This window comes from Acinetobacter oleivorans DR1, from assembly GCF_000196795.1.
Lineage (GTDB): Bacteria > Pseudomonadota > Gammaproteobacteria > Pseudomonadales > Moraxellaceae > Acinetobacter > Acinetobacter oleivorans.
The window spans coordinates 1,512,688-1,537,207 of the sequence record NC_014259.1; the positions used below are offsets into that span (position 1 = coordinate 1,512,688).

Sequence of the window (24,520 nt, forward strand, 5' to 3'; positions counted from 1 at the left end):
ATGTATCAAGTACTTGCTAGAAAATACCGTCCACGTAATTTCAATGAGTTAGTGGGGCAAAACCATGTTTCTCGTGCATTAAGTAGTGCATTGGAACGCGGTCGTCTGCACCATGCTTATTTATTTACAGGAACGCGTGGTGTAGGTAAAACTACAATTGCACGTATTTTAGCCAAGTGTTTGAACTGCGAAACAGGTGTGACTTCAACGCCGTGTGAAGTCTGTGCAACGTGTAAAGCGGTAAATGAAGGTCGCTTTATTGACCTGATCGAAATCGATGCTGCTTCAAGAACAAAAGTAGAAGATACACGTGAACTTTTAGACAACGTTCCTTATGCGCCAACGCAAGGTCGTTTTAAAGTTTACCTGATTGACGAAGTGCATATGCTTTCTACGCATTCTTTTAATGCGTTATTAAAAACACTAGAAGAACCACCAGAACACGTTAAGTTTCTGTTTGCTACGACTGACCCACAAAAGTTACCAATTACGGTCATTTCACGTTGTTTGCAATTTACTCTACGACCTTTAGCTGTCGATGAAATTACCAGGCACCTTGGCGCTATTCTTGAAAAAGAGCAAATTAATGCCGATCAGGATGCAATTTGGCAAATTGCTGAATCTGCTCAAGGTTCATTACGTGATGCATTATCTTTAACTGACCAAGCCATTGCTTATGGTCAAGGTTCTGTACATCATCAAGATGTTAAAGAAATGCTTGGCTTGATTGATCGTACAATTATTTATGATTTGATTTTAGCGATTCATCAGAACCAACGTGAGAAAGTTAGTCAGCTTTTATTGCAATTTAGACATCAAGCGTTAGATGTTTCACTGGTGCTTGATCAGTTGATTTCGACATTGCATGAATTGGCAATTTTGCAATATCTACCTGATTTGAGTTTGAAATATAGCGATGAAATCAATCGCAAAATCATGCAACTGTCTAAGCTGATTTCTGCTCAAGATTTGCAGCTTTATTACCAAATCGCATGTAAAGGTCGTTCAGACTTGCAACTTGCCGTGACGCAAGAGCAAGGTTTTGAAATGTGCGTTTTACGTTTATTAGCATTCCGTCCTTTAGCGCCAAATGAAATTTTAGTATCAGAGCCTGTTCAACAAAATGGACAAGCAGTGATGAATCACCAAGTACAGCAACAAGTTCAAGATATTGCTCCTGTAAGTGCTGTTCAGCCTGTTGAAGTTATTAGTCAACCCGTTATGGTTGAACCTGAACCTGAACCTGAACCTGAACCTGAACCTGAACCTGAACCTGAACCTGAACCTGAACCTGAACCTGAACCTGAACCTGAACCTGAACCTGAACCTGAACCTGAACCTGAACCTGAACCTGAACCTCAGTCTAATCAGGATTTAATGGTATTTGATCCAAATCATCATGAGTTGATTGGACTTGAGTCAGCAGTTGTTCACGAGACTGTTAGTGTTCTGGAAGAAGATTTCATTCCGTTACCAGAACAAAAGTTTGTACAAGTTCAGGCAGAAACCCAAGCAAAACAAATTGAACCAGAATCAGCTTTTTCTGCTGAGCCTCAAGGTTTGTTTGAGACATCTAGCGCTGAATTTTCCCTTGATCAAGATGCGCCTATAACTCCTGATTTGTCTTCTGAACCTGTTATTGAACAACAGTCATTTGTACAAGCCGAAGTAATGGTTCAAACAGAAACAGTTGCAGTTGTGAAAGAGTCTAGCGAAACTGATAACGGGCAGCTGATGCCTCAAGATATCTTGAAGCTGGCTCCTCAAGTTTTAGAAGGTGAGTGGTCACTTGAAAAGTGGGAATATTGGTTTAGAAATAGTCAACTTTCACCCGCTGTTCAAGAACTTGCGCAGCATGGTGTGATGACTGGTGAAATTGGCGGCAATACTATTTTCCATATTCCTCAAGAATATGAAAATATGCTGACCCAATTGCAGCAAGGCCTTATTGATGCATTAAATGAGCAATGGCCGAATACTCAATTTACAGTTGAATATGGTGCTTTGAATACATCTACACCATATACCATTCAAAGTGCGCGTAAAGAAAAAGCTTTTCACCGAGCAGCCGAGCTGTTACAGCAACAGCCAGTTATTAAGAGTCTCATAGAAACTTTTGATGGCGAACTACAAAATATTCAATTAAAGCCTTAAATTCATCTGATTTTGATCTGGTGCAGAATATGAAAATAATAGACTTTTCATATTTTTCACTGGATTGAAATATTTGGGTCATGTCACTGTCATTGTACTTTTCTATGTTAGCCATTTTAGATTTTAAATGGATTGTACATAGCAATGAAAAGGCAATGCACTGGAATAAATTGTTTTAAATATTCATATTTTTTATTAATCGGCGCGATTCTGCTGAGTGGTTGTAACGACTCAGCAAATGATAATTCAAGTACACCAGAAACAGGTAAAAAGCCTGTAATGCGCTGTGCTCCATAAACTTAAATAATAAAAAGAACCTGATCATGATTACACGTCGTAAATTTTTAAATTATTCTTTAAATATGGGTTTTGGTGCAGCGGCATTGGCAGCGTTCCCATCTAGTATTCAAAAAGCTTTAGCAATACCTGCAAACAATAAAACTGGCACCATTCAGGATGTTGAACACGTTATTATTTTAATGCAGGAAAACCGATCTTTTGATCATTACTTTGGAACGTTAAAAGGTGTTCGAGGTTTTGCTGACCGTTTTACAATTCCTCTACCAAGTGGTCGCCGTGTCTGGGAGCAGCTTAGAAGTAATGGGCAAGTTTTAACGCCTTTTCACTTAGATGGTACAGCCAATAATGCGCAGCGTGCAGATGGTACGCCGCATACGTGGAATGACAGTCAGCTGGCTTGGGACAATGGGCGTATGGCGAATTGGCCAGCCCATAAAACTGATATATCCATGGGTTATTTTAAAGAAAAAGAAATTCCATATCAGTTTGCACTTGCGAACGCCTTTACGATTTGTGATGCCTACCATTGCTCTATGCACACTGGAACAGATGCAAACCGTTCTTATCATTTAACGGGTACAAATGGTGCAACACCGACCAAGCGTTCATTTGTAAACAATGAGTGGGACTGGATTGATGGTAATCCAGCTACGGCAGATCGCGGTTATACATGGAAGACTTATGCGGAGCGTTTAGAAGAAGCAGGGGTAAACTGGATTTGTTATCAAAATATGCCGGATGAATGGGGCGATAACATGCTTGGGGCATTTCGTTCATTTAGAAAGGCGAACATTGCTTCTGGTTATCCGGTTGCAAGTGGCGGCGAACCGAATAAACCTTATGCGGATACGGGTCAAAAACTACCGTATAAAGCCTATGATGCTGCAACGGATAATGCCAAAAATCCACTCTATAAAGGCATTGCAAATACATTGCCGGGCAATAAACCAGAAGAATATCTTGACGCTTTTAAACGCGACATTCGTGAAGGGAAGTTACCTCAAGTGTCTTGGATTAATGCACCATCAATTTATTGTGAACATCCTGATCCTTCAAGTCCTGTCCAAGGGGCATGGTTTATTCAAGAAATTATTGATGCTTTAACTGCTGTACCAGAGGTTTGGAGTAAAACAGCACTCATTATCAATTTCGATGAAAATGATGGTTACTTTGATCATGTACCGTCACCATCAGCACCATCTCGACTCAAAAATGGCCAATACGCTGGCAAATCGACATTAAGTAGTGCAGATATGCAGGATGAGTATTTTGACCACGCTGCGCCTGAAGGAAGTCATTCTCAGCCTACACCTGATGGACGAGTTTATGGTCCGGGTCCTCGTGTTCCGTTATATGTGATTTCACCATGGAGCCGTGGTGGTTGGGTGAACTCGCAAGTTTTTGACCATACGTCTGTGCTCATGTTTTTAGAAAAACGTTTCGGTGTAAAAGAGCCGAATATCAGTCCATACCGTCGTGCAGTGTGTGGTGATTTAACCAGTGCATTTAACTTTAAAACACCAAATGCAGATGTTTTACCGCAGCTCAACGGGAAACAGACACGTTTGCAGGCCGATGAGCTAAGAGAAAATCAAGAAGCTTTACCAGCTGTTCCTGTACCTACTGATATTAAGTTACCGATTCAGCAAAGTGGCATACGTCTGTCGCGTGCGCTACCTTACGAACTGCACACCAGCGCGCGCTGTAAAGCCGATGGTAAAGTGCAATTGATTTTCTCTAATACAGGTCATCAAGCGGCGGTTTTCCATGTGTATGACAAACTTAATCTAGACCTTATTCCAAAGCGTTATATTGTCGAGCCGAATAAAACTCTAGATGACGAATGGGATGCTTTAAAAGATAACTTGGGCCGTTACGACTTATGGGTACTTGGCCCAAATGGCTACCATCGTCATTTTAAAGGCGATACTCAACGTATTGTTGATAGTGGCGTTAAACCTGAAATTCGAGTGTGCTATGACATTGCTAACGGTGATGTTTACGTAGAACTCATGAATGAAGGAACCAAGGACGCACTTTTGACGGTAAAACCTTGTGCATATCGACAAGATGCGCCGTTACAATTTACCGTAAAAGCGGGGCAGGTTGTTAAGCAACACTGGACTTTGGCTGACGTGGGACATTGGTATGATTTTGAAATCACGAGTCAGAGTGATCCGTACTATTACCGACGTTTTGCGGGCCGAGTTGAAACGGGTGAAGATTCTTTTAGTGATCCTGCAATGATGTAAGTTTAGGTGGGCAAAAAGAACAGATCATTTTCTTTTGCCCCATTTTTTATAATAAATAACTTTTTAAAGCTTCACGAACTGACTCAGAAATTGGAACAGTCTTACGCGTTTCGCGATCAACAAACACATGCACAAAATGCCCTTGAGCTGAGGCTTGATCTTGACCTTGTTTAAAGATTGCCAATTCATAACGTAGTGAAGTCGTACCAATTTTACCAATCGCCACACCTACCTGAATAATTTCTGGAAATGATAACTCTTGTAAAAAGCTACAAGCTGAATCAACCACTAACCCAATTGACTTTGCTTCATGAATATCAAAACCTGTTTTCTGAATGAGCAATGCATTGGCTGCTGTATCGAAGTAGCTATAGTAAGTCACATTATTCACATGACCATAGATGTCATTATCTGCCCAACGCGTTTGAATATCTAAAAAGAACTTAAATTGATCTCGGGTTTTTAAAACGGGTTTAGTCATTAATGAATCGCCTGATAAATTGCTAAAGCAGCGGCTTCTGTCATGTCACGTGGGTTATTTTGTAGCAAGCGAGTTTGTAACATGGCATCTTGTGCAAGCCGAGGTAAGCTCGACTCATCAATACCCAAATCTCTAAGTTTTAAAGTTAAACCACTACGGTCCAAGTGGTTCTGCATATGGTCAATAAACAGATCACACAAGCCATCAGTGCTCCCATTGCTATATGGATCGAGCCATTGCATAAGCTCTGCATAGTATTTTTTTGCATTGGGCGCATTAAATTTTAATACTTCAACCAACACTAAGGCATTGGTATGTCCATGTGACAAATGAAAATGACCGCCCAGTGGGTAAGCTAAAGCATGTACAGCGGCAACAGGTGAGTTTGCAAACGCTTGACCTGCGAGCATTGAGCCGAACAGCATGTTCTGACGTGCTTCTAAATCATTACCATCTTTAAGAACTTTCGGTAAGTTATGATTTAACAACTTCAAAGCATACTTAGCTAAAATATCGGTGTATATATTCTTCTTGTGTTTAGAGGTATATGCCTCAATAGCATGTACCATCGCATCGATACCTGTTGCAGCGGTAATATGTGCTGGAAGGTTTTGAGTAAAAGTAGCATCAAGAATTGCTATATCGGCGTACAGTATTGGAGAGACAATCCCCATTTTTGTTGTCTCGCCAGTAGTCACAATTGAAATAGGCGTTACTTCAGAACCTGTACCAGCTGTCGTTGGAATCAAAATAAGTGGTAGGCGAGCAGTGGTTACTTGGTTTACGCCGTACATCTCTTGCAAACTTTGAGTTTGGTCAGGGTGGGCGAGTAAAGCAATAACTTTTGCAACATCTAAAGAACTGCCTCCACCAAAACCAATGATGGCATCTACATTTTGCTGTTTTGCATAATTGGCTGCATCTAAAACAACTTGTTCTGGTGGGTCAGCCTGAACATCTGCATAAATGACATATTCAATGTTGAGGTTATCTAAAATTTGAAGAATTGGCAGGTGCAATTGATTTTTGACCATACCTGCATCTGTGACTAGCAATAGCTTACGGTAAGCTTTTGAAGACAAAACATTTTGTAATTCTTGTATAGAGCCTAAGCCAGAGATGATATTTGGAACGGTTTGAAATTGAAAATGGCTCATATACATTATTTCCTTTTTTTGAAAATTATTGTTGAATGGTTCTATAAGATTCAATCTTCAAATAACTTAGCATAAGACACCTTAAAATAAAGTAGTTCTGAGGCTATTATGTCGAGTGTTATATGAGATAGTCACTACTTTCATGCGGTCAGAGTCAGACGATAGATGGAGATCATGTAAGTAATTTAAAAGATCATCGAAAGGTGGGCTTTTTGTTATTTATAGGGGGCTGTAGATTTTCCTGAAGGCTGCTAATACATATAATGTCTTAACAATTTATAATTTTATTCGGTTCAAAAAGTGAAAATTTCTAAAACTTTACTTAGTGTTATTGGATGCACTTGCTTCATGCTGAGCTCCGCAGTAATGGCTAAAACTAGCTCTAGCGTCTATTCACCTAAAAAAGGTGTAATTTGTGATAAATATATTTGTGCTGACAAGAAGGGTATATCTAAAAAACTTACAGCCAAATACTTAGGAACTCATAAAGCCAACAGAGCATTCTCTCAAGGCGATTTTGATACTTCAGCATTTACACTCTCAAATGGTGTGTTCTGTGATACCAAGACAAAACTATGCCATGTCGATCGATATTTTGAGAATGGGCACCGTAGCAAGATTGATAGAACTATGACTGATAAACTTTTTAAAAATAAATGATTTTTGTCTTCATTTTGCTTAAAAGCCCATAATATTTGGGCTTTTCTCTAGAAAATATAAGATAAAATAGATTACTAACTAAAAACTATATAAGCTCTGAAAAATCAGTTTTTTATTTAGGTTTTCTGAATATATCAATAAAAACTAGTTTGATAAGTTGTATTACTGGCATTTAAAGAATTATGGGCTTGCAATTATGATTACGGTAGCATTTGTTTTAATTAATGCGGACTCTTAACACATTAAATCCTTAATTATCATAGATGAATAGTAAAGCAAAATAATTAATGAATTAATTAGAAAATCAAAGATGTTATTCAAAATAGTTAACTACCCGTATGTTTGTCACTTATCGGATTTTATAAAAATATTTACCCACTTGTTTATACTAAGTGTTCAAAATAAAAACAGGATAATGATGTGAAAAAGATAATACTAGCGACAATAATGAGCTTTGGTGGAGTAGGGAGTACTTTTGCAGAATGTACTTATAACTTTGATGCGACACTAACTCAATTGCAATCTTTAGGTAATCCTTCTATTCAGAAGTTTCCAACTATTACAGGAAATAATTTTTCTTATAAGACATCTCAGCAAAGTCCCATTTATTCGGCTTATAGTCAAGATTACCTTTCACGATTTCTAGCAGCAAATGATTCATCTGCTATGTTATACACCAGAGGGGATAAAGTAATACCAACTTCTGGAATTGTAGCGTTTGAATATAAAATTAAAGTTCCTACGTTAGGTAATACAGGGTATGTAAATATTTTCCCAGCTCTAGCAGCAGGTATTATGCAGAATGGTAAAGCTGTGAATTTTATAGTTGCGTACCAACATGGGCCTACGGTTAATAACTTTTATATTAAAACGACTTCAAATGATAGCGCGGTAGTTTCTGATCTTTTTAACTTAGCTCCGGAAAGTACTTCCGATGGCTACCAAAAAATTGGTATCTATATTAATCAGAACTCTAATCAAGTTGGTTTAGTTTTTAATGGGGTTAACAAAGGATATTTTGCTACTTTCCCATCCAAACTAGATAACTTGTATTTTTCATTAACCTCTAATTTTTATGATTTAGCAGCAACTGATGCGAATAAAGATGTTTCGATTGAGTTTCTAATTGATCAATCAAAAATTACACAAACTTATCCTACTGGCACCAAAGATATTTGTGGAGTAGCTTTGTAAAAAGTTTGTTAAATTTAAAAAAATTCTCATCAGCCACTTTCGAGTGGCTTTTTTACAGTTAAACGAAAGTGAGATGAACAGAACAAATTATTCCTTATTTCTGCGAGGAATGAGTTTCAATACCAGATTATTAAGATCTATGACTTGATTAGATGAATCAACAAGCTTTAATTTGAGTTGATCATCTGAATTCTTCTTAAAAACTTTCACGACATCTTTATCTGCTTCAATAAAATTACTACCAGATTCAAGCATGGCAAGCAAAACAATATTTAGACTTTTACCTTTTTTGGTGAGTAAGTATTCTTTACGTTCTCGTACACCCACTTCTTTATAAATTGATAGTTCAAATATTTCTAATTGAATGAGGTGTTTTAGACGATTAGATAAAATTTGCTTCGATATACCTGTATTTTCTAGAAAATCATTAAATTTCGTTACGCCGTAAAAAGCTTCTCTCAACAATAGGATCGTCCAACTATCGTTCAATATCTCAGCAATTTTGAAGATTCCACATACATCTACTGAAAATCTATGATCTGGAATAATATTTGACATTCTATGGAGCTCCAATTAACATGAGTCTATAATTTAGACCTAGACTTAATTCAGGTAGCATTATGCCATTTATAAATATACAAACTATAGAGGGTTTACTAGATAAAGATAGTAAAGCCGAGCTTTTTAAACGAATAACAGATTTATTTGTAGAGATAGAAGGAAAGGGAAATCCAGCTTTTCAAGAGCATGTCTGGATTCGAATTGATGAACATCCACCTGAACAGTGGCAATTAGGTAGCTTAAGGCCAACGAAGGAAATGATTGAGTTAATTAGTACAGTTAAATGATTATTTTGGTTCTTTTACGTATTAGTAAATCATAAGTTGCAAGTTAAGTATTTGCTAACCTGTTTTAAGAGGTAAAGCTCATATAATTATTAATAATGTAAGTGTCTGCTTTGCTGTAAAAGCTCTCTTCGGAGGGCTTTATTGTTTTATTCAAAATTAGAAAGTCAGCTACTTTGTCGGCTGATTTATCAACTTTTAATCTATTGATAAACATTATTTTCCTTTTCAAGCCATGTGAGTTTTGACAAAATGCAACACGTCACAATGGTCAATTCGATTCTGACAATAATTTATAGTTCTGTCAGGGTTTTACATGCTCCATATTTATTTCTATTTAATTCAAATGCTTGGAAGTAGTTTCTAATGGAAACACAATATAAGGTGTTATGCGTCTGTTTAGGAAACATTTGCCGTTCTCCCACGGCTGAAGTGGTTTTCAGACATTATTGTGATGCACATCAACTTAATGTCATTGTCGATTCAGCTGGAACGAGTAATTATCATCCAAATAAAGCACCTGATCAGCGTAGTCAGTTGCACGCTAAAAAAAGAGGTTATGACTTGTCGTCTTTACGTGCAAGGCAGCTTTCAACACAAGACTTTTTAGAGTTTGATTTGATTTTGGCAATGGATCACCAAAACTTTGATGATATTCATGACATGCTACAAAGTGCGGTTTCTCAGTTTGGTACTCATCAAATTCGTGCAAAAGTAGCTTTAATGAGTGAGCATGATCCTCAATATCTACAACAAGCTTTACCTGATCCTTATTATGGTGGTGCTGATGGCTTCGAGCGCGTACTTGACCAATGCGAGTCTAGTAGTTTGGCGTGGGTTAATATTTTAAAAAAACAATTGAATGTTTAAGAATAGGTTTTTCAACACAATGCAAATTCAAAATCAGGTACAGCTTAAGCCATTCAATACATTAAGTTTAGATGCAACAGCTTCACATTACACAAAAGTCGGTAATATTCAGGATATTGAAGAAGCTTTGGATTTTGCTAAGCAGCATCATTTAAATGTACTTGTGTTATCGGGCGGTAGTAACATGTTGTTGCCGCAGCAGATCAATGCTTTAGTGATTCATCTTGATATTCAAGGAATTGAAGTATTATCTGAAGATCATGATTTCGTTCGGGTTAAAGTAGGTGCAGGTCAAGTCTGGCACGATTTTGTTTTATATAGCACTCAGCAAAATTGGTTTGGTTTGCAGAATCTAGCGCTTATTCCAGGCTTAGTAGGTGCGTCACCTGTACAAAACATTGGTGCTTATGGTGTTGAGGTTGGTGAGTTTATTGAGTCGGTACAAGTGTATGACCGTAAATTGAAAGAAACTCAGACAATTTTAGCAGCCGAATGCCATTTTGCTTACCGTCATAGTATTTTTAAAGATGATCCGAACCGTTACATCATCACGCATGTCACTTTTAAATTACTTAAACAGCTACATTTAAAACTTAACTATGGTGATTTGAAGCAAGCAGTGGGAGACAATCAGACTGCTGAGAACTTACAAAATCAAGTGATCCATATTCGCCAAAGTAAACTCCCTGATCCAAAAGAGTATCCAAATGTAGGTAGTTTCTTTAAAAATCCGATTGTTAATTCTCAAGAATTTGAACGTCTAATCACACAATTCTCAACAATTCCACATTATCCTCAAGCCAGTGGAAACGTTAAAATTGCAGCAGGATGGTTAATTGATCAGGCGGGTTGGAAAGGGAAGCAACTCGATATGGTGGGGATGTTTCATAAACAGGCATTAGTTTTGGTGAATTATGCCAATGCATCTCTTACTGATGTAAAGAAAACTTATCAGGCTGTACAACATGATGTTGATCAGCGTTTCCATATTATGTTAGAACCAGAGCCTGTGCTTTATAACAGTTTAGGTTTAATTGAAAATCATACGGAATAGTTTTATGCCAAAAGTACACTTAATGGTACGTTTAGTACAAGTAGTCACCGTGCTATTTGTACTATTAGGCTGTTTCGTGGTTTTTTTATATTCGCCGTTTTATTCAAAATTAATTGTAGCTGGACTTAATTATTTTGTACCGGTTGATGTGAATCAAGTCGCCGCTGAAAGTCAGAGACAGGCTGCATTAAGTGAACATGATAATTTAGAGCCGGGTTCAAATCTATGGATTGCTCGTCAAGCATATTTAAAGCTGACTGAAAAAGCTTTACGTGAAAAAAAGACAACAGATCTGACTTATCTTCAAGAAAACTATAAGGCTTTGCAGCAAATTATTCTTTTAGAAGAAAAGGAACAAGATTCAGAGGCGGCCGCTTCTGTAACGGTTCCTTTAGTCGTGAAAAACTCAGAAATTGATGCTGCTGATGAAGCAAGTAGCCCAATTGATGAAGCACTCTTTATTAATAGTTCAGAAAATAAGGCCCTTACAGAGCAATATACCGAGTTTTTAGCACGAAAACCTGTAGTGCCAGAACATCAAAAAGCTGTTAGCGAACCTGAACAGAAAATCGAGTATGTTCGTAAAAATCCTTTACCAGCTCCAGCTAAAAAGTTATCACAACCTTATGCAATTGTTGTTTTAGGTGGTGGTTTGACTCTTGATAAAAATGGAAAAGATATTGTAGTTAATGGTTATACACGCTTGAGACTGGAAAAAACCTTAGAAGTTGAAAAACAAAATCAGCTTCCTATTGTACTTAGCGGTGTTGAAGCACCTTATATGCAAGCTTGGTTAAAAGAGCGCGGAGTTGATGCAAAGTTACTAGAAAAACGTAGTATGAATACTTGTGAGAATACAAGATTCAGTTCTCTCTTGCTTCAGAAAAAGGGTGGAGCACCGACGGTCATGTTGGTTACAGATGAATACCATATGCCGCGTACTCGTCGACTATTTGCTTTAAATGGTATTGAAACCATTCCTGTTGTGGCTCCAATGCCAACACCACTGACACGCTGGCAACCAAGTGTGCAAAATTACGATCATAGCCGTCGTGCAAATTATGAATTACTTGCGACAATTCGCGACATGTTGTTTGGCTCAAGTGATTGTCGAGAGGTACCTTAATGTCAGATATCCCATTTCTCAATCCTGCCGTATTAAAACAATTAGATTTGCCGGTTCCTAACCGTGATCTTACGCCACAGGTTTTAAGTCCACTTAATTTAAATACATTAGAAGAACCGTCTCGAGATTTACTGGCTTACCGTAAGTTGTATGGTTTGCATTTACTTGAATGTGATCATTGGCAGGGCTATGTTCAAATGCCTTTATTCCGATTACATGTGCAAGTTTTCAAGCCTAAAATAGAAAAAATACAAGGTACTGTCTGCTTATTACATGGCTATCTTGAGCATAGTGGTATTTATCAGCCTATTATTCGTGAAATTCTTGAACAAGGCTTTAGTGTCATTACCTATGACTTACCAGGGCATGGTTTAAGCAATGGCTCACCAGCAAGTATTCAAAATTTTGATCACTATCAACAAGTTCTGATGGCTGTTTATCAATATGTAAAACATGCAGATCAGTTACCGAAACCTTGGGTAGGAATTGGTCAAAGTACGGGTGGTGCAATCTGGATGCATCACTTATTGGAATATGCTGAAAAACGCCAAGATCCGATTGTAGATAGAGTTTTGTTACTTTCTCCTTTGATTCGTCCTGCAAAAACAGCATGGTGGCATAACCCAGTTGGATTGGGCATTATTCGCCGTATTAAGCGCCAAGTACCAAGACACTTTAGACGTAATAATCATAATCCTGAATTTTTACGTTTCATTCGTTTAAAAGATCCTTTACAACCTCGAATGATGGGCATGGACTGGATTTTGGCAATGTCTAAATGGATGCAAGAAATGGAAGAGCGGCCAGCTTGTCGTATTCCTGTCTGGCTTGCACAAGGTGCTCTCGATCAGACAGTTGATTGGCGTTACAACATTGAATTTATTCGTCGTAAATTTAGACTACAAACGTTATTAATGCTAGAAGAAGGGTCTCATCAATTAATTAATGAGCGTGCGGATATACGTGCAGCTTTAACGGGATTGATTCCAGCATTTTTACATGCGAAGCCAAAACATTTTTATTATTAAAAAATAATGCATCTATCCAAAAAATTGGATAGATGCATGAGTTAATCTTTGTACTTTATTTTGAATTTTGATAAAGCTGCATAAAGTTTTTATAAACCGAAGACTGCTTTTGTGGACTATACATATTGCGTTCGATTGTTCCCTTATCCGTTTTTATCAAAACGTTTACATTTTGAGCACTTTTAAACTCTTGCAAGAATTTACTTGGAATAATAAAGAAAGTTGTAGAATGTTTAGGAACTAATCGGCTCACATTCGTTTTTTCAGTTGATTGAGCAGGTTGATAGTTAAATCGTTTCCCATCAATATCAAATGTTAACTCGTTAATATCATAAAAGTTATAACTACTACTTAAATGAACATCTACACGAAGCTGATCTTTTTGATTCTCGTTCCATTTCACGAGCAAGCTTGGGCATAGTTCAGTTGGTGAGCAGTTTAGCTGACCCGCTGTCTTTACCTCTTTAGGAGCTGTTGTACTAACCTGTGTGGTGCTACAAGCCGCTGTAAGTAGACATGAACCCAATAAGAGTAGAGATTTCTTCATCATATAAATTCCAAGAGAGTATGCTTAATATTATTTATGTTAAGTGTAGTAAATTTTGACATAAATTAACGCATAGATGGGCTTAAAAATACAAATGGTTTTGCAATTTTAAAAGAAGAAGTGGCATCACCTGCATATATATGGCTTTGATCGGGGCCTAAATCTAGTCTACGAGTTTTACCATCTTTAAAATTAATCTTTTTCAAATCAACCCAAAATACATTTGGTGATAGTGCTGACTCGAAAAAGTAAAGCATCTGTTTATGATCGGCCACAGTTCGCCAGCGAGTTGAAGAGATATTCGGTTCTTCTTGGGTATTTAGTCCATAGGGAACAGATGCATTTCGAATGACACTAAATACAGAGGCTTGAGCTTGTTTACTATCATCATTTTTAGGAATTGCATTAATGTAAAAAGATGCACGTGCAAAGCGATCGGATGCTCGGTTTGTACCGGGGAGCATGATTGTTCCACCAATTTGTTTCCAATATTCGGCAAGTGCAAGTTGCTTATCGAAAGTAGGCGAGTTAGTCATGACTTGATAGCTGCGACTATGGTGAATCACTTGTTTTCCACCAATATATTCAATAATTGCGCTATCACCTGTTTTGTCAGAAATAGATAAATGCAGGGTAGTGAGGCGTGTTTCGCCTGGGACATTATCGGTCACAATCGTGTAAGGTTCTTTTTCTAATGCTTTAACTGCTTCATCGACAGTTGCGAAATTATCGAGTACATATTGAGCCCATGCCGCAATACTGAGTAAAGGCTTATCCGTTTTTTTCACATCTGGATATTGAGACTCCACTAACCATAAAATATTAGCAACCAAGCCAGCTTCATTCATTCCATCTGTTGTGGAAACTTCATAGCCTGTGGCAATTACACTTCCATATTTAGACGTCCATTTTATTGAATTGGAACCTGCGCTACCGTCACGACTAACCCCGCTTGGCATAATCCACAAATTTGTACCCGTATCAACTTTCCAGTCCATTGAGCGAGCAGTAATAATATGTTGGTTATTGCCTAAATATACGGCACGTGTACAAGCAACAGCATAGCTACTCAAACCTACTGCTAGTGCGACAAAAGAAGAGATGAATGTTTTTTTCAACATGATGAGATACCTTCTTGTTATAAGCATTAAAAAATTTTTATTAAATAAAATTAAAGTGTGTACGTTATTTATACTTTTATATTAGGTGAAAAATCTATTAAAGACAAATTAAAAGGGGAATGAAATTTAAAGGGAAATCACATATTCATTTCAAATATAGAAGAGCATCACACTCTAAATGTAATGCTCAATCTATCAAGTTAATATAGATTAAAAGTGATTGGCATCTGCCATATTCCACATCCGATAATAAAAATTATCATCGTCATTATTAAGTTCAGACTGTAAAAGTTCGCCTTCTTTTAAGAAAAAATGCAATTGAGCATAGTTCTTAATTTCACGGTCGTTTACTCGCTGAGCCAAATGGTGAGCTTTAATATCAGAAGGGTGACGTAAACCAGCCGCAGCAATCATTTCTGATAATGCATGCAATGTATTTTTATGAAAATTAAATACTCGTTCTGATTTAGTTGGTACATCAATTGCTTTTTGACGGTCTTTATCTTGGGTTGCAACACCTACAGGACACTGGTTCGTGTGACAGCTTTGTGCCTGAATACATCCAACAGCAAACATGAAACCACGTGCTGAATTAACCCAATCTGCACCTAGCGCAAAAGTACTGGCAATATCGAATGCACTAATGATTTTACCACTCGCACCAATCTTAACTTGATCTCTTAACCCTGCACCGACAAGGGTGTTATGAACAAAGCGTAAGCCTTCACGTAATGGAGTACCAATATTATCGCTAAACTCAATCGGTGCTGCGCCTGTACCACCTTCAGACCCATCAACGACAATAAAGTCAGGAACAATTTTTGTTTCTAGCATTGCTTTAACAATACTCATGAATTGCCAAGGTTGACCAATACACAGTTTAAAACCAACTGGTTTACCTCCAGATAATGTGCGCAATTTCTGTAAGAAATGCATCATTTCAATAGGAGTAGAAAAACTAGAATGCTTTGCAGGAGAAATACAGTCATGATCGCGAGAAACACCACGGATTTGAGCAATTTCTGCGGTAATTTTATGTTTAGGTAAAATTCCACCATGGCCTGGTTTTGCGCCTTGGGAAAGCTTCAGCTCAATCATCTTGATCTGTGGTAATTGAGATTGCTTGGCAAACTTTTGCTCGTCAAATTTCCCATCTAAAGTACGACAGCCAAAATAACCGCTGGCAATTTGCCAAACAATATCACCGCCATTTTCTAGGTGATAAGGGCTTAAACTACCTTCGCCAGTATCATGATAGAAACCACCTAACTGCGCACCTTTATTTAACGCACGAATTGCGTTGGCACTTAAACTACCAAAGCTCATGGCAGAGATGTTCATAATTGATGCACTATACGGTTGAAGGCATTGTGCATTACCCACCTGAATACGAAAGCTCTTTGGATCTGCTGGTGGGCAAGGGCTTATTGAATGGACAATGAATCGATAATTTTCTTGATAAACGTCAATGATTGAACCAAATGGTTTATCTGCATTTTCATTTTTAGCACGCTGATAAACTAGACTTCTTTGCATACGAGAAAAAGGTAGAGCATCTTGATCCGCTTCAATAAAGTATTGGCGAATTTCTGGACGTATATCTTCAAACAAAAAACGGAAATGCCCCATAATTGGGTAGTTTCTTAGAATTGAATGTTTATTCTGCAAAACATCATAAAGGCCTAATAAACTTAGTGCACCTGTAAGCACCCATAACCCGTTAAGGAGAGTATCAGAAATAAAATAATAGATACTGTGAGGGGTGTATACGGTTCGAAACCAGGTGATGCTTAGTGCAGTAAAAATACATAAGAACCAGAGAGAATGGCGCGAAAAGAATGTATTGAGAAATTTATGTCGAATGATTTGTGCTGGACTCGCCATATTGGAACAAATTCCTAATGTTTTACTGGTACATACCTTGCCAATAAGCACGTGAAACTACAAGTATGGAATTGTTAGTTTTAAGAGAAAACAAAGAGCCATTCAAAGGTTCACTCAATTTAGAAATGTTTTAAAAGAAAGTATGTAAATATATAAATACTTTTTAATTTGAAGACTTTTAGAGTGAGATAAATTATAAAATATTTAATTATTATATTTTATTGAATGATTTTCTAAAACGTGTGTGAATTAATTAAATTTAGCTTTAGATTTAATTAATAATAACTTTTTGTTTGTATTTTTTTTTTGATTTAATTAATGTTGTGCTATTTAATTATTTTTTGCTAATATAAATAAATTGAAATATTTTTTTAATACACATGACTACAATTATATAAGATTCTAAAAAATCATTTAAGGACTGAAATGAATTGGAAATTATTAATCTGCTCTGTTTTTCTCACAGAGGTTTTGTTCTTAACTTTAATGTTCTATCTCGGTTTTGATCTAGATACTTTTAAAAAAGTCGCTTTAGTACAAAGTATATTAGTTGCTGCAACTTTAATATTCGACTCTATGGAAAGGAAGAATAATCCTATTTTTCCTGGATTTATCGTTTATCCCTTACTGGGTGTTTTTTTTGTTTTTGGGTTTACACCTATTCTAGATTTTTTTGCAGAAAGACCTAAAGGATTCCATAGTTGGGACATTAAAAATATTTTAGTAATGGGGTCGCAAAGTGCAGATTATCAATTTAGGGAGTTAGCTTGGTACGGTAAAGCCTATATACAGTTGGGTTTTGCTATGGGAGGTGGTTTTATTGGCTTGATTTTTCATTTAATTTTTAGAAATAGTTAAGCTAACACGAACTTCTTTTTGTAGGGGGAAATTGTGTAAGTACTAAAAATTCTTAAAAAAATCCTGGAAGTATCTATAAGTTACTTAGATTTCTTATTCATAAAATATTCTTTTCTTATTCATTTAAAATATATAGAACAATCAGTAGCTTACTTTTTGTTCATGCTTTTTTTACCAAAAATTAAAAAAATATAAAATACTAAAAGTGATGGTAAACTTTAACTAATGAAAATCTATACTTTTTTTAGTAAAACTAACAAAAGTTAGATAAAAGTATCGAAAATCGATATAAAAAGCGTGATAAACCATAAAAATTTTTATAATTGAGAAATTCATCAGAAGTTGAATTATTAATTGATATTTAGAATGAAAGTTATGTTAGTGTTTTTGTTGTTTTTTTGTATTATGCGCCGTAAGTAGAGTAAAAAAATAACGCTTTGAAAAAACAATCAGAAAAGCTAGTGATTGTGATGGGGAAGGCTAGTTTTTACATCTATTAATTTTATTGGCGTAATGTAAAAAGGTTTTTAACCATGAAAAAGTCTCTCATTTTATCAGTAATTACTTTGGGTTTAATGTCTATCAATGCGGCAAATGCTGCAACTGCAACAGGTACTTTGACTGTTAAAGCAACAATTACAAATAGCTGTGTATTGAATACTTCAGCTACAGGTACAACAGCTAACGCAGTTTTAGATTTTGGTACTTTAAGTTCTCTTGCGAGCAACGTAGATGCAGACACAACAACAACAGGTGGTACTGCAATTAAAGTTTTATGTAACAACACTGTGCCATGGACTTTAGCTTTTGATGCTGGCAAAAATGCTCAAACGACTCAACGTCGTATGATTGGTGGTGCAACTAGCAACGAATATATTCCTTACAACCTTTTCTCTGACACTAACCGTGCAACAGCAATTGGTATTGCAACTACTGCTTATAGCGGTACTGGTACTGGTGTGCCACAAACAGTTAACGTCTATGGTCGTATTCCAGCTGGCTCAACTTTACCAAGTGCTGGTAGCTATGTTGACACAGTAACAGTAACAGTGACTTACTAATTTTTAATAAGTTTTATTGTGTCATTGCTAGCTCTTGATTTAGAGAGCTAGCCTAATTTGAGAAAAGTCTTTCTGGGCAAATCATGAGAAAAAATATCTTTGTTACTACAAGTTTATTATTATTTTTGCCTAGTATGCTGAATGCTGCATCAATTCGTCTTTCGCCTGTAAGTGTTGAAATATTAAGCGATCAATCGGCTTCTTCAATTAGTTTATATAACCAGTCGAATGAAAGCAGTGATTTGCAGGTACGTGTATTTGAATGGCGCCAAAATGCTGGGCAAGATCAATTAATACCTACAGATGAGATTGCGGTTAGTCCACCATTTTTAAAATTACAACCTAATGATTCTTATAACTTACGTGTAGTTAGAATTAATCCAGTACCAGTTTCTGGTGAGCAAACCTATCGTATAATTATTGATGAACTACCAAAACCGATTGATAACCGTAAAGTGGATCAGGGCGTTAATGTACTACTACGTTCGTCATTGCCTTTATTTGTAGTCAATAAAGATGCAATTACTAAACTTACTTGGTCAATACAACAAGAGCAAAATAATTCCTCTCTTATAATTAATAATGTTGGAAATCGACATGCACTTTTAAGCAATTTAACGCTTGTTGATACAACAGCGAATAAAAGCTATGCCATTAAAGTAAATACGGTGAATGGTTATATTCTTGCTGGCAAAGCAAGAAATTTTAATATTAGTCCTGATTTTAAATTTCAAACGGATCATAAATATAATATTTCATTGAATATTAACGGTAAGCAAACATCTCTTTAAAGAGGCACACATGAAATATCTCGTAAGTGCCTTATGTGTTATGTACTTGCCGATTCATGCTTTTGCTGAATCATTGCAAGATAGCACCAATGCTGCTTTACCAAGTATTCCGGAAGTTACAAACTCTTCTCATCAGGTATTCATCTCTGATAAAGCGTATACACAGCTTTTCTTAAAGATTTCTATTAATTCGAGTATTTCAACAGATTTGATCTCGGTGCGCCAAGATCAAGATAGAAAGCTGTATATTCGTTCTCGTGACTTGAAAGTTTTAAGGGTGAAAATGGATGAGCAGACTCCTGATAACCAATGGGTGTGTATTGATGAATTAAAAGGAATCCGTTTTAAATATCTAGAGAATGAACAGGCTCTAAATTTACAAGTTCCGTCGAACATGTTGACGGATTATTCAGTTGACTTAAATGGCCAGCAGATCACCAGCCCTCATTTGCTAAAAATGAAGCCCTTAAATGCGGCTATCCTGAACTATAGTCTGTATAACACCATAACCAATGACGAGAATGTTTTCTCAGGTTCGGCAGAAGGGATCTTTAACAGCGCAATCGGTAACTTTTCTTCAGGCGTTTTATACAACGGTAGTAATGAAAATAGTTATAGTCATGAAAAGTGGGTACGACTAGAAAGTAAGTGGCAGTACGTAGACCCTGAAAAGATCAGGATATATACCTTAGGGGATTTTATTTCCAATAGTTCTGACTGGGGGAGTAGTGTACGTCTGGCAGGTTTCCAGTGGTCGAGTGCTTACACCCAACGAGGTGATCTTGTTACCTCGGCACTACCGCAATTTTCAGGTTCGGCTGCACTTCCTTCGACTTTAGATTTATACGTTAACCAGCAAAAGATTTATTCAGGGTTTGTGCCTTCAGGCCCGTTTGATATTAAGCAGCTCCCGTTTATTTCAGGTAATGAAGTCACTCTTGTGACTACTGATGCAACGGGTCAGCAGAGCATTACAAAACAGGCTTACTATTTTTCATCCAAAATTCTGGCAAAAGGCATTAATGAATTCTCAGTAGATGTTGGTATTCCACGCTATAACTATGGACTATATTCAAACAATTATGATGATGCCACTTTTGCTTCGGGTGCGATTCGATACGGTTACAGTAACTCACTGACCTTAAGTGGTGGTGCAGAGGCTTCAACAGATGGCCTAACAAACTTGGGCACTGGTTTTGCCAAGAACCTATTTGGCTTTGGGGTGATTAATGCTGACATCGCAGCGAGCCAGTATAAAGATGAAAACGGTTATTCTGCTTTGCTTGGCTTAGAAGGACGTATCAGTAAGAACATTTCGTTTAATACCAGTTACCGTAAGGTATTTGATAATTACTTTGACCTTGCCCGCGTGTCTCAAATTCGATATTTAAAAGATAATCAATCCGATGATGAACCCAAAAATTATTTAAGCTACAGTGCGCTGGCTGATGAGATTTTTAGGGCAGGAATTAACTATAATTTTTACGCAGGCTATGGCGTTTATTTGGGTTATAACCAGATCAAATATAGCGACAATTCTTATAAATTACTCTCTACAAACCTAAGTGGGAGTCTAAACAAAAACTGGGGCTTTTATGCATCAGCATATAAAGATTATGAAAACCAAAAAGACTATGGCATTTACTTTGCGCTGCGCTACACACCCTCTAGCCGAGTCAATGCGATTACAAGTATTTCTAATGAAAGTGGTAAAACAACCTATAGACAAGAAATAAATGGATTTAGCGATCCACAAATTGGTGCATTTGGCTGGGGAGGCTATGTTGAGCGTGATCAGGATGCGAATCAGAACAATGCATCGGTCTATGCCTCTTACCGTGCTCGGGCGGCTTACCTGACAGGTCGATACAACCGAATTGGGGATAACGACCAAGTTGCGCTTTCAGCGACAGGATCATTGGTTGCAGCAGCAGGACGAGTCTTTGCAGCCAATGAAATTGGAGATGGCTACGCAGTCGTAACCAATGCTGGGCCACAAAGCCAAATTTTAAATGGTGGGGTAAATTTAGGAGCAACTGATGGAACCGGTCGATTCTTAATTGCAAATTTAAGACCTTATCAGCTTCATCATATCTATCTAGATCCATCATATTTACCTTTAGAGTGGGATGTTAAATCCACTAACCAAACAGCATTTGTAGGTTATCGCCAAGGAGCTTTGATTGACTTCGGCGCTCATCAGGTCATTTCTGGATTAGTGAAACTTGTTGATGCCAACAATTCACCTTTATTACCAGGTTATACGGTTCGAATTAATGAGCAACAAAATGGGGTGGTTGGCTATGACGGTGAAGTATTTATTCAAAACCTATTAAAACAAAACAAGCTTGAAGTCGATCTTCTGGATCATGGCTCATGCCAAGTTAATTTTGCGTATGAAAATAAGCAATACAGTGCTAAAAAATTGGGGTCTTATGTATGTCGATAACTACTGCGAGTCATAGTTTTTGGATGAAGAGTGAAAAGTTTTCATTGGCCATAAAGTATATTTTAGCACCTGTTCTGTTTTTTATATTATATGCATTTTTTAGCTCTGCACATGCGGCTTGTACGGTAACGGGAACAACTAATAGTACTTATACCTATACGGCTGCTACCATTAATAGTGATGCAAACATCAACTTCTCTGGCACGATTAGCTGTCTTGGCGGGCGTACTACTCCTGAAATTTCAGGTTATATGTGCATGAAAACCGTATTTACGGGAACTACAAATACTAATAACAGCGTTTCATTACCTTACACCGTCACAGCAACCGTAGGTGGTGCTGGATCTTCTACCACTAACCAAAGTTCAAATTTTTGGTATGGTCCAGTGAGAACGGTCGCTTCAAATAATATTATTAGTTACTCGGTAAATGTAAAAGTCCCAGCCCGCACAGGGTCTCTTATTGCCTATCCTAAAGGGACATATACGGGTACGGTTCAACTTTTTTGGGATATGCAAGCAAGCTCTAGCACTGTCTGTGAAGGAGATAGCGGAGGCGGATGGGACTCAGGCAATGCCACTATCACTGCTAATTATGTTGTACCGAGTATGTGCCAATTAGATTCCACATCAAATGTAGATTTTGGCAATATCAATGATATTGGTACGACGAGTCGTGATTACACGGCACAAGGTGCAGTGAATACAACGTGTAACAATGGAACCTCATATAGTATTTACTTGGGGGATGGAATTAACCGTATTGCTGGAGGCTTTAGACGTATGACAAATGGTAGTAGTCAATATATCCCTTACCAGCTGTATCAGAACTCGACTTATTCTACGGTATGGGACACTACTGGTGGTGTAACCACGGTTGGAGGTTCTGGAGGTGTTTCTAAAACAGGCTCAGGCACTGCCCAAAGTACAAATGTCTATGGAAAAATTCCGCAGGGTACAGCTATTTCAACGACACCTGGTAATTACTCAGATACGATAGTTGTTACAGTAACTTATTAATAATCTGTTGGAATTTGATATTGAGTCTGTTTTTATATTGGGTTGCTCATGCGAATAGTCATGAGATTTAGATTTGATTTTTTAATTGTTCTAATTTGAAGATACTGTAAAAGCTTTTAAAGAAAAGATAGACGTAAAAAGGTGATCAACGGTAATGTTGTTTTAGAATAAGTAAAAATAGAAAAAGACAAATTAAAAAAATAAGAAAAAACATCTGATGAATAAATACCCTATGAATATTAAATGTATTTTTACACAAGTTAACAGATTGTACAAATTAAATTACAGTTGTCTTATATTCATTTAGTCTTTCTTATCAATAAAAAAAGCTTTTAGAAGCGAAGTTGGTTATTAATAATTTAGTTATTTGTATTGGAAAACAAAGTGTTAAAATTATGGGGTTGGGATGCTTTGAATATACAATTATCTCGAATTTTAACCTATTGAAACTACTAAGGTTTACAACTTGTTCCAACCATTTACAATCCAAACCAGACTCGGCGGATTCTACTTTTTTTACTATTCCATTGTTGGTACGTTCATGCCTTATTGGAATTTATATCTTCAAGATCAAGGGTTTAATTATCAGGAAATTGGTATTTTATCATCAATTGCGATTGTAACTCGTTTTTTTGCGCCTTTAGTGTGGGGATGGGTTGCCGACAAATCTGGTAAGCGAATGCTGTTAGTGCGGCTGGCTACTTGGATGGAATCATGTATATGGTTAGCTATTTTTATAGTACCAAATACTTTTCAATCCATAGCTTTACTCATGCTTATTTTTAGCTTCTTCCAAAATGCTATTTTAGCTCAATTTGAAGGGGTTACTTTATTTTGGTTGGGTGATCAAAAAGCTAAACTTTATGGCAAAATTCGTAAGTGGGGATCTGTTGGATTTATTGTCGGTGTTTTTGTTATTGGTGCACTTCTGGAAATAGTACCCATTTCGATGCTTCCAATTTTATTATTAATTATTGCTTCATTAGCATTTATTTGGTCTTTTACCATTCGAGAACCGGATGGTGCACCTACATCACAGAAAAAGTTAGAGCCTTTACTTCCTGTATTAAAGCGCCCGACAGTAGCTGCATTTTTCACAATTGAATTTATTTTGCTTTTTTCACATGCACCTTTTTATAGCTTTTATAGTAACTTTCTGAAATCTTTGAATTTCAGTACGACTGAAATTGGATTTTTATGGGCGATGGGGGTTTTTGCTGAAATTTTTATGTTTTCAATTGCCTCAAAGATTTTTCAACGTTTTTCGTGGCGTAGTTTAGTGGTTGTGTGTTTGCTCGTGACGAGCATACGTTGGATGCTTGTTGCACTATTTTCACATTACTTTGTTGGTCAGCTTTTTGCACAGTGTTTGCACGCTTTTAGTTTTGGTTTATTTCACTTAATTGCAATGAGAGTTATTTTTCAAAACTTCTCTGCTGGACAACAAGGGCGTGGACAAGCTCTTTACAGCACCATGTGGGGGCTGGGTGTCGCTTTTGGTAGTGTTCTGGCTGGGCATTTCTGGAAAATTCTTTCTGGTGAACTCATCTTTATGTGTGCCAGTGTGGTTGTGCTGTTAGGTTTGTGCTTTGTAATGCGGCTTCCGAAACAAGTCGATTCCTCAGCTGTCTAAGCTTGAGATAATCTAAAACAAATGATTTACATTGAA

At 37.0% G+C, this 24,520-nt stretch carries 21 protein-coding genes; 15 read left to right on the forward strand and 6 right to left on the reverse strand.

Features of this window, described 5'->3' with window-relative positions; all coding sequences use genetic code 11:
* Together AOLE_RS07095 and AOLE_RS07100 are read left to right on the forward strand one after the other, a co-directional pair.
* The gene (locus tag AOLE_RS07095) at positions 1-2,154 is read left to right on the forward strand and encodes a DNA polymerase III subunit gamma/tau (protein ID WP_013197435.1); all 2,154 of its coding nucleotides are present in this window, start codon (positions 1-3) and stop codon (positions 2,152-2,154) included.
* A gap of 323 nt (positions 2,155-2,477) precedes the next feature.
* On the forward strand, positions 2,478-4,706 hold the full coding sequence (locus tag AOLE_RS07100; protein ID WP_013197436.1) for a phosphocholine-specific phospholipase C: 2,229 nt from the start codon (positions 2,478-2,480) through the stop codon (positions 4,704-4,706).
* A gap of 46 nt (positions 4,707-4,752) precedes the next feature.
* Here AOLE_RS07100 and AOLE_RS07105 read toward each other — a convergent pair whose 3' ends face one another.
* Together AOLE_RS07105 and AOLE_RS07110 are read right to left on the reverse strand one after the other, a co-directional pair.
* The gene (locus tag AOLE_RS07105; protein ID WP_013197437.1) at positions 4,753-5,187 is read right to left on the reverse strand and encodes an acyl-CoA thioesterase; all 435 of its coding nucleotides are present in this window, start codon (positions 5,185-5,187) and stop codon (positions 4,753-4,755) included.
* Positions 5,187-6,344, reverse strand: coding sequence for an iron-containing alcohol dehydrogenase (locus AOLE_RS07110; protein WP_013197438.1), 1,158 nt, complete (start codon positions 6,342-6,344; stop codon positions 5,187-5,189). The genes AOLE_RS07105 and AOLE_RS07110 overlap by 1 nt, the downstream gene beginning before the upstream one ends.
* Before the next feature lie 348 nt (positions 6,345-6,692).
* Here AOLE_RS07110 and AOLE_RS07115 point away from each other — a divergent pair, with 348 nt between their 5' ends.
* Positions 6,693-7,004, forward strand: a complete 312-nt coding sequence (locus tag AOLE_RS07115; RefSeq protein WP_013197439.1) for a YcgJ family protein — start codon at positions 6,693-6,695, stop codon at positions 7,002-7,004.
* Positions 7,005-7,424: 420 nt separating this feature from the next.
* Entirely contained in the window at positions 7,425-8,198 is a 774-nt protein-coding gene (locus AOLE_RS07120) for a DUF4882 family protein (protein ID WP_023274191.1), read from the forward strand.
* 87 nt (positions 8,199-8,285) lie between these two features.
* On the opposite strand, the gene AOLE_RS07125 is transcribed toward AOLE_RS07120, so the two are convergent.
* A complete protein-coding gene (locus AOLE_RS07125; protein ID WP_013197441.1) occupies positions 8,286-8,756 on the reverse strand; it encodes a winged helix-turn-helix transcriptional regulator in 471 nt (156 codons plus the stop codon).
* A 62-nt stretch (positions 8,757-8,818) separates the two neighbouring features.
* Between AOLE_RS07125 and AOLE_RS07130 the strand changes: the two genes are divergently transcribed.
* The 5 genes from AOLE_RS07130 to AOLE_RS07150 all read left to right on the forward strand — a co-directional run bounded on the left by AOLE_RS07130 (position 8,819) and on the right by AOLE_RS07150 (position 13,121).
* A complete protein-coding gene (locus tag AOLE_RS07130) occupies positions 8,819-9,046 on the forward strand; it encodes a tautomerase family protein (RefSeq protein WP_013197442.1) in 228 nt (75 codons plus the stop codon).
* 363 nt (positions 9,047-9,409) lie between these two features.
* Positions 9,410-9,913, forward strand: a complete 504-nt coding sequence (locus AOLE_RS07135; protein ID WP_013197444.1) for a low molecular weight protein-tyrosine-phosphatase — start codon at positions 9,410-9,412, stop codon at positions 9,911-9,913.
* Between the two features lie 19 nt (positions 9,914-9,932).
* Positions 9,933-10,967 carry a UDP-N-acetylmuramate dehydrogenase gene (gene murB, locus AOLE_RS07140; RefSeq protein ID WP_013197445.1) on the forward strand — a complete coding sequence of 345 codons (1,035 nt, stop codon included), beginning with the start codon at positions 9,933-9,935 and terminating at the stop codon, positions 10,965-10,967.
* Positions 10,968-10,971: 4 nt separating this feature from the next.
* Entirely contained in the window at positions 10,972-12,093 is a 1,122-nt protein-coding gene (locus AOLE_RS07145) for a YdcF family protein (protein ID WP_004791740.1), read from the forward strand.
* Positions 12,093-13,121: an alpha/beta hydrolase gene (locus AOLE_RS07150; RefSeq protein WP_005306414.1), complete on the forward strand. Its 1,029-nt coding sequence runs from the start codon at positions 12,093-12,095 to the stop codon at positions 13,119-13,121. Before AOLE_RS07145 ends, AOLE_RS07150 begins: the two co-directional genes overlap by 1 nt.
* 55 nt (positions 13,122-13,176) lie before the next feature.
* On the opposite strand, the gene AOLE_RS07155 is transcribed toward AOLE_RS07150, so the two are convergent.
* The 3 genes from AOLE_RS07155 to AOLE_RS07165 all read right to left on the reverse strand — a co-directional run bounded on the left by AOLE_RS07155 (position 13,177) and on the right by AOLE_RS07165 (position 16,673).
* On the reverse strand, positions 13,177-13,671 hold the full coding sequence (locus AOLE_RS07155) for a hypothetical protein (RefSeq protein WP_005306413.1): 495 nt from the start codon (positions 13,669-13,671) through the stop codon (positions 13,177-13,179).
* 62 nt (positions 13,672-13,733) lie between these two features.
* The gene (locus tag AOLE_RS07160; protein ID WP_013197447.1) at positions 13,734-14,789 is read right to left on the reverse strand and encodes a linear amide C-N hydrolase; all 1,056 of its coding nucleotides are present in this window, start codon (positions 14,787-14,789) and stop codon (positions 13,734-13,736) included.
* A 210-nt stretch (positions 14,790-14,999) separates the two neighbouring features.
* Positions 15,000-16,673, reverse strand: coding sequence for an FMN-binding glutamate synthase family protein (locus AOLE_RS07165; protein ID WP_004791750.1), 1,674 nt, complete (start codon positions 16,671-16,673; stop codon positions 15,000-15,002).
* A gap of 426 nt (positions 16,674-17,099) precedes the next feature.
* Between AOLE_RS07165 and AOLE_RS07170 the strand changes: the two genes are divergently transcribed.
* From AOLE_RS07170 to AOLE_RS07195, 6 genes are all read left to right on the forward strand, one after another.
* Complete coding sequence (locus AOLE_RS07170) at positions 17,100-17,531, forward strand: hypothetical protein (protein ID WP_013197448.1); 432 nt, start codon at positions 17,100-17,102, stop codon at positions 17,529-17,531.
* A gap of 533 nt (positions 17,532-18,064) precedes the next feature.
* Positions 18,065-18,592, forward strand: coding sequence for a Csu type fimbrial protein (locus AOLE_RS07175; protein ID WP_013197449.1), 528 nt, complete (start codon positions 18,065-18,067; stop codon positions 18,590-18,592).
* An 83-nt stretch (positions 18,593-18,675) separates the two neighbouring features.
* Positions 18,676-19,383 (forward strand): fimbrial biogenesis chaperone, encoded by a 708-nt coding sequence (locus AOLE_RS07180; protein ID WP_013197450.1) that lies wholly within the window; start codon positions 18,676-18,678, stop codon positions 19,381-19,383.
* A 40-nt stretch (positions 19,384-19,423) separates the two neighbouring features.
* Positions 19,424-21,832 (forward strand): fimbria/pilus outer membrane usher protein, encoded by a 2,409-nt coding sequence (locus tag AOLE_RS07185; protein WP_081399132.1) that lies wholly within the window; start codon positions 19,424-19,426, stop codon positions 21,830-21,832.
* Positions 21,823-22,851: a Csu type fimbrial protein gene (locus AOLE_RS07190; RefSeq protein ID WP_013197452.1), complete on the forward strand. Its 1,029-nt coding sequence runs from the start codon at positions 21,823-21,825 to the stop codon at positions 22,849-22,851. Before AOLE_RS07185 ends, AOLE_RS07190 begins: the two co-directional genes overlap by 10 nt.
* 466 nt (positions 22,852-23,317) lie before the next feature.
* Positions 23,318-24,484 (forward strand): MFS transporter, encoded by a 1,167-nt coding sequence (locus AOLE_RS07195; protein WP_174435481.1) that lies wholly within the window; start codon positions 23,318-23,320, stop codon positions 24,482-24,484.
* The last annotated feature ends 36 nt before the right edge of the window (positions 24,485-24,520 follow it).